This window comes from Kitasatospora sp. NPDC001539, from assembly GCF_040298565.1.
In the GTDB taxonomy this organism is placed as follows: Bacteria; Actinomycetota; Actinomycetes; order Streptomycetales; family Streptomycetaceae; genus Kitasatospora.
In genome coordinates, this window is the sequence record NZ_JBEPAK010000325.1 from 1 (window position 1) to 6450 (window position 6450).

The following is a 6450-nucleotide window of genomic DNA, read 5'->3' on the forward strand; positions in this document are numbered from 1 at the left end:
GGTCCTCCAACAGACGTGGTGGGGCAGGACGTTGGGGAGATCGGGCGCGGGTCGGGGCGTCGGCGGCCGTGTGGGGTCGGCCGGGCGGGCCCCGGACCGGCGACAGTGCCGTCGACACGAGGAGTGCAGAGCCGTGATCGCAGCCTTTTCGGTGACCCCGCTGGGGATCGGCGAGGACGTGGGGGAGGCGGTGGCCGCCGCCGTCCGGGTGGTCCGCGCGAGCGGACTGCCCAACCGGACGGACGCCATGTTCACCAGCGTCGAGGGGGAGTGGGACGAGGTGATGCCGGTGATCCGGGAGGCGATCGAGGCGGTGAAGGCCTACAGCGGCCGGGTGAGCACGGTCATCAAGATCGACGACCGGGCCGGGGTCACCGACGGCCTCACCGCCAAGGTCGCCTCGGTCGAACGCCATCTGGCCGAGGGCTGACCCTCAGCCCCGGGAGGTCGGCTGGGCGACCGGTTCGGCCGCCCGGGCCCGCGGCGTGCGGGCGGTGAGGAGCCGGTCCAGGGCGTACGGGCCGGAGCCCAGCACGGCGATGGCCAGGAAGGCCCAGCAGAACAGGACGGACGGTTCGCCCCCGTTCTGCAGCGGCAGCAGCGCGTGCTCCTGGTGGACGGTGAAGTAGGCGTACGCCATCGAGCCGGAGCAGAGCAGGGCGGCCGACCTGGTGCCGGCGCCGAGCAGCACCAGGGCGCCGCCGACCAGCTGGATCAGCGCGGCCCACCAGCCGGGCCACTCGCCGAGCGGGATGGTGCCGCCGCCCTTGGCGCCGCCGAACACGCCGAAGAGTGAGGCGGCGCCGTGGCAGGTGAAGAGCAGGCCGACGACGGCCCGGAAGGCCGCCAGGACGTAGGGACGGGCGGCCTCGGCCGCCTGACGGGGTGTCGCGGGGAACGGTGCGGACATGCGGCAACGCCTCTTGTGGGGGAGGAGGGGCAAGGGCCGGTAAGGCTAGGGTTCCCCCGGGCGGCTGGACAACGCTCCGTCAGGCATCTGTCAACAAGTGGCCAGCCACCTTTCTTGACCGTTCGGTCTCATGACGGCTAGCGTTCCCGTCATGGCGCGAACGAAGGAATTCGACCCGGACGCGGCGCTGCAGGCGGCCCTGGAGCTGTTCTGGCGGCGCGGCTACGAGGCCACCTCGATGGCCGACCTGGTCGAGGGGCTCGGCATCGCCCGGGCCAGCATCTACGCCACCTTCGGCAGCAAGCGCGAGCTGTACCTGCGGGCGCTGGAACGCTACGGCGAGCAGCAGGACCCGGCCCGGCTGAACGACCTGTCCCAGCCCGGTCCGGTGCTGCCGGCCGTCCGTGCCCTCGTCCGCGAGTACGCGGCGGCGGGGGAGGAGGACCGCAAGCGGGGCTGTTTCATCACCAACACGGCGGTGGAGCTCGCCCCGCACGATCCGGCGGCCGCGCGCAGGGTCGAGGCCAGCCTCGACCGCCTGGAGACCGCGCTGACCGGGGCCCTGCTGCGGGCCCGCGCCCAGGGCGAACTGCCCGCCGACCGGGAGCCGCGGGCGCTGGCCCGGATGCTGGTCGTGCTGCTGCAGGGGATCCGGGTGGTCGGCAAGGCCGCCGACAGCGGGACGCGGGCGCGGGACGCCGCCGAACAGGCGCTGGCCCTGCTGGACTGACGCCCGGCCGGTCCGGCGGGCGGGCCCCCGGCGCCGCCGTGCGGCACCGTCGGGTCGATCGGTCCTTTGCTGCCCCAATTCTGAACCGAACGGTCTTTATAGATCGTCGGAAGGGAAGGGGGCTTCCGTGGCCGTCCCCACGGCGGGCGGTCCGGCTTCGCGCTGTGCACCGCGCTCGCGGTCGCCGCCCTGCCCCGAACCACCCTCGCGCCACCGGAACACAGCACTCGAACCGAGGAGTTCACACCATGACCACGCGTTTCGCCGACAAGTCCGTCCTGGTCACCGGCGGCGGCAGCGGTATCGGGCGGGGCATCGCCCTCGCCTTCGCCCAGGAGGGCGCCCGGGTCGCGGTCGCCGGGCGCAGCGCGGGACCGCTGGCCGAGACCGTCGAGCTGATCGAGCGGGCCGGCGGCAAGGCGGTCGCACTGACCGGCGACGTGACGGACGGTCAGGACGCGGCCCGCCTGGTCCGGGAGACCGTCGAGCTGTTCGGCGGCCTCGACGTCGCCGTCAACAACGCCGGAGTCCTCGGCGCGCTCGGCCCGGTCGCCGAGATCGACGAGACGGACTTCCGGCGGGTGTTCGAGGTCAACGTCACCGGCACCCTGCTCGCGATGAAGCACCAGATCGGCCACATGCGGGCGCACGGCGGGGGCGCGATCGTCAACGTCTCCTCCAGCCTCGGTTTCCACAAGCGGATCGAGGGTGCCGCCGCCTACGCCGCCAGCAAGGCCGCCGTCACCGCGCTCACCCGCGCCGCCGCCCGCGACCACATCGGCGAGGGCGTGCGGATCAACACCGTCAGCCCCGGCCCGGTGGACACCCGGATGTCCAGCCGGCCCGGCGAGGACGCCGAGGCCAAGACCGCGAGGATGAAGGCCGAGGTCCCGCTCGGGCGGGCCGGCGCGGTGGCGGAGGTCGCCGCCGCCGTGCTGTACCTCGCCTCGCCGGAGGCCGGTTTCACCGTCGGCGCCGACCTGGTCCTCGACGGCGGGATCACCGCCTGAGTCGGGCATGGCCCCAACGGCCCCGGCCAGAGGGGCCGTTGGGGCCACCTCACGCCCCGCCGTCCGGTGCCGCCGTGCACCCGCGGTCGTCGGACACGTCCCCCGAGCGGGACCGGCCGAATCTGACGCGAACGCGTAAGTCCGCGGACACCCGCCGATCACCACGGGGTTCCCGCGCCGTCGTTCGGGCAGGACACCGTTTCGGCCGGAACCGACACACGAAAGGCGGACGCGCACCCCATGCCGACCGCACCCCGCACCGCGCCCCCGCCGGGACGGCGCCGACGACCGCACCAGGGAGGGCGCTGGAGCGAGCACGGGCTCGCCTGGGCCTTCCTCCTGCCCTCCCTGGTGGTGTTCGCCCTCTTCATCGGCTACCCCCTGGGCCGCACCGTCTACCTGAGCGGGCACGCCAACGACCTCTTCGGCGCGCCCTCCCGCTACGTCGGGCTCAGGCACTACACCGACCTCCTCGGCTCGGCCGACTTCGGCCGGACGCTGGTCACCACGGCGCTGTTCACGCTGCTCACCGTGGTGCCCGGAGTGCTCGGGGCGCTCGTGCTGGTGCTGCTGATGGAGACCCGGATCCGCGGCGTACGGCTGCTCCGCTCCGCCTTCGCGCTGCCCTTCGCCTTCTCGGTGGCCAGCGCCTCGGTGGTCTTCGCGGTGTTCTTCAACCCCGCCAGCGGCGTGCTCAACGGCCTGCTCTCGCACCTCGGGCTCGGCCCCGTCGGCTGGCTCACCGACTCCCGCTACGCGCTGGTCTCGGTGGCCGTCACCACGGTCTGGATGAACCTCGGCTACAACGTGCTGGTGCTCTCCGCCGGGATCGGCTCGATCCCGGGCGAGGTCGTCGAGGCCGCCCGCATCGACGGCGCCTCCGGACTGCGGCTGGCCCGGTCGATCACCGTTCCGATGCTCGGCCCGAACCTCTTCTTCCTGACCGTGGTCTCCACCGTCCACGCACTGCAGAGTTTCGGCCAGATCCACATCCTCACCAAGGGCGGCCCGGACGGCTCCACCCGGACCCTCGTCTACTCCGTCTACGAGAAGGCCTTCGCCTACAACTCCAGCGACTTCGGCACGGCCAGCGCCCAGGCCGTGGTGCTGCTCGTGGTCGTCCTCGCCTGCACGGCCGTCCAGTTCGGCGTCCTGGAGCGGAAGGTGCACTACGCATGACCACCATCGCCACCTCGCCCGGCAGCGAGCCCGGCACCGAGCCCGGCGAGGAGCCCGGCGCCGACGCGGCCCGTCCCCGCCCCCGCGCGGGCGCCCGCCTGACCGCCGGCCGCTCCCCGCGCGACCTGCTCGGCCGCGCCGCCGTCTACCTGCTGCTCGCCGCCGCCGTCGTCACCGTGGCCTTCCCGGTCTACTACGCGGTCGTCGGCGCCTTCATGGATCCGGCCGAACTCTCGTCCTACCCGCCCGCGTTGGTGCCGCACTCGATCACCGGCCGGAACTTCTCCGGCGCCGTGGACACCATCCCGCTGGTCCGGCAGTACGCCAACTCGGCGATCACGGCCACCGCCATCACGCTCGCCCAGCTGGTCACCTCGATCCTGGCCGCGTACGCCTTCGTCTTCCTGCCGCTGAAGGCGCGGGCCGCGGTGTTCGGGGTGTTCCTGGCGACGCTGATGGTCCCGTGGGAGGCCATCATCATCCCCAACTACCTGACGCTGTCGGACTGGGGCCTCGGCAACACCTACTTCGGCCTGGTGCTGCCCTTCCTCGCCTCCGGGTTCGGCACCTTCATGCTGCGCCAGTCCTTCCGCCAGCTGCCCGGCGAACTGCGCGACGCCGCCCGGATCGACGGTGCCGGGCACTGGCGCTTCCTGTGGCGGATCGTCGTGCCGCTGAACAAGCCGGCGCTGGCCGCGCTGTCGGTCTACGTCTTCCTGTCCGCCTGGAACCAGTACTTCTGGCCGCTCATCATCACCCGCACGGCGGACATGCAGACCCTGCAGATCGGCCTCACCTCGCTGCGGGACTCCGAGATGGCCGACCCGGGCCTGATCCTGGCCGGGGTCGTGCTCTCCCTGCTGCCCACCCTCGCCCTGGTGGTGTTCGGCCAGCGCTTCATCGTCCGCGGCCTCACCGCGGGTGCCGTCCGTTGACCCGCCCGCCGTTGACCCGACGCGCCGTTGATCCGCGGCGCCGTTGACCCGCCCCGCAGCTGACCGGCCGCGCCGTTGATCCCCCGGGCGCCGTTGACCCGCCCCCCGAGTCGTCCTCCGCTGGACCGTCCGTCCCGCTACCGGAAAGAGAGAACCCTCGTGAACAAGAGTGCCCGCGCGCTCGCGGCCCTGCTGGTGGCCGGCCTGTCCCTGACCGCCTGCAGCTCCTCCGGCTCCGGGTCCGGCCCGGGCGGGTCCTCCGACGCCGCCGCCCCGGGCGCCCAGGCGCTCGACCAGGCCCAGGGCGTCACCACCGTCGAGTTCTGGCACTCGATGACCGGCAAGAACGCCGACGTGCTGAACGGGCTGGTCAGCCGGTTCAACGCGGCCCACCAGGGCAAGATCGAGGTCAAGGCCCAGTTCCAGGGCAAGTACGACGAGCTGGTCGCCAAGTACAAGGCCGCGGTGCAGCAGAAGGGCACTCCCGCCCTGGTGCAGGTCTACGACATCGGCACCCGCTTCATGATCGACTCCAGGCAGACCGTCCCCGCCCAGGCCTTCGCGGACAAGGACGGCTACGCGCTGGACGACCTGGACCCCAACATCCGCAACTACTACTCGGTCGGCGGCAAGCTGGTCTCGATGCCGTTCAACTCCTCGATGCCGCTGCTGTACCTGAACACCGACGCCTTCAAGGAGGCCGGTCTCGACCCGGCGCAGCCGCCCCGGGACCTCGCCGAACTGGCCGAGGCGGCCAAGAAGCTGACCAAGAAGGACGCCGACGGCAAGACCGTCCGCTACGGCTTCGGCGCCGCGATCTACGGCTGGTTCGTCGAGCAGCTGCTCGCCGAGTCCGGCACGATGTACTGCGACAACGACAACGGCCGGGGCGGCAAGGCCGGCAAGGTCGTGTTCGACTCCGCCCAGGGCGCGCAGATCGTCCAGTGGTGGGCCGACCTCGTCAAGGGCGGGTACGCGGCCAACACCGGCCGGGTCACCGACGACGCCCAGGCCGCCTTCAAGGCCGGCACGGTCGCCATGCACCTGGAGTCCACCGGCGTGCTGCGCGGCTACACCGAGGCCGCGAAGTTCGGCGTCGGCACCGCGGCGTTCCCCAAGGTCACCGCCGCCGACCAGGGCGGCCCGGTGATCGGCGGCGCCTCGCTGTGGATCAGCGGCCCCGGCCACTCGGACGCCGAGAAGCGCGCCGCCTGGGAGTTCGAGAAGTTCCTCACCGCCCCCGAGCAGCAGGCCGCCTGGCACACCGGCACCGGCTACTTCCCGGTCAACCGGAAGTCCCTGGACGACCCGAAGGACAAGGAGTGGGTGGCCGCGTACCCGCAGTTCCGGACCGCGATCGACCAGTTGAAGGCGACCAAGCCCACCCCGGCCACCGCGGGCTGCCTGCTCGGCGTGATGCCGCAGGCCCGCAAGGGCGTGGAGACCGCCATCGAGCAGACCATCGCCGGCAGCAAGACCGCCCAGCAGGCGCTCGCGGACGCGGCCAAGGAGCTCCAGCCCGCCATCGAGAGCTACAACAGCTCGGTCGGCTGACCGGTTCGACCGGGCAGAAGCGGGCGCCCCCCCCCCGGACGCTTACCCCTTCCCGGGGCCGCGCGCCACCATCGGAGAGCTCCTGGCCGACCTCCGGCAGGAAGCATGCCGCCGCCAGCACGTCCACGGAGA

7 protein-coding genes are annotated in these 6450 nt (G+C 72.5%); 6 read left to right on the forward strand and 1 reads right to left on the reverse strand.

Annotated features, from left to right (window positions below):
• Positions 1-133 precede the first annotated feature (133 nt).
• Positions 134-430 (forward strand): MTH1187 family thiamine-binding protein, encoded by a 297-nt coding sequence (locus ABT247_RS30580; protein WP_350749046.1) that lies wholly within the window; start codon positions 134-136, stop codon positions 428-430.
• A 3-nt stretch (positions 431-433) separates the two neighbouring features.
• Here ABT247_RS30580 and ABT247_RS30585 read toward each other — a convergent pair whose 3' ends face one another.
• Positions 434-910: a DoxX family protein gene (locus ABT247_RS30585; RefSeq protein WP_350749048.1), complete on the reverse strand. Its 477-nt coding sequence runs from the start codon at positions 908-910 to the stop codon at positions 434-436.
• A gap of 151 nt (positions 911-1061) precedes the next feature.
• Here ABT247_RS30585 and ABT247_RS30590 point away from each other — a divergent pair, with 151 nt between their 5' ends.
• The 5 genes from ABT247_RS30590 to ABT247_RS30610 all read left to right on the forward strand — a co-directional run bounded on the left by ABT247_RS30590 (position 1062) and on the right by ABT247_RS30610 (position 6318).
• A complete protein-coding gene (locus ABT247_RS30590) occupies positions 1062-1640 on the forward strand; it encodes a TetR/AcrR family transcriptional regulator (protein ID WP_350749049.1) in 579 nt (192 codons plus the stop codon).
• 248 nt (positions 1641-1888) lie between these two features.
• Positions 1889-2650, forward strand: a complete 762-nt coding sequence (locus tag ABT247_RS30595; RefSeq protein ID WP_350749052.1) for an SDR family NAD(P)-dependent oxidoreductase — start codon at positions 1889-1891, stop codon at positions 2648-2650.
• A gap of 240 nt (positions 2651-2890) precedes the next feature.
• Positions 2891-3829, forward strand: a complete 939-nt coding sequence (locus ABT247_RS30600; protein ID WP_350749054.1) for a carbohydrate ABC transporter permease — start codon at positions 2891-2893, stop codon at positions 3827-3829.
• Positions 3826-4764, forward strand: a complete 939-nt coding sequence (locus ABT247_RS30605; RefSeq protein WP_350749057.1) for a carbohydrate ABC transporter permease — start codon at positions 3826-3828, stop codon at positions 4762-4764. Before ABT247_RS30600 ends, ABT247_RS30605 begins: the two co-directional genes overlap by 4 nt.
• A 159-nt stretch (positions 4765-4923) precedes the next feature.
• Positions 4924-6318: an ABC transporter substrate-binding protein gene (locus ABT247_RS30610; protein ID WP_350749060.1), complete on the forward strand. Its 1395-nt coding sequence runs from the start codon at positions 4924-4926 to the stop codon at positions 6316-6318.
• The last annotated feature ends 132 nt before the right edge of the window (positions 6319-6450 follow it).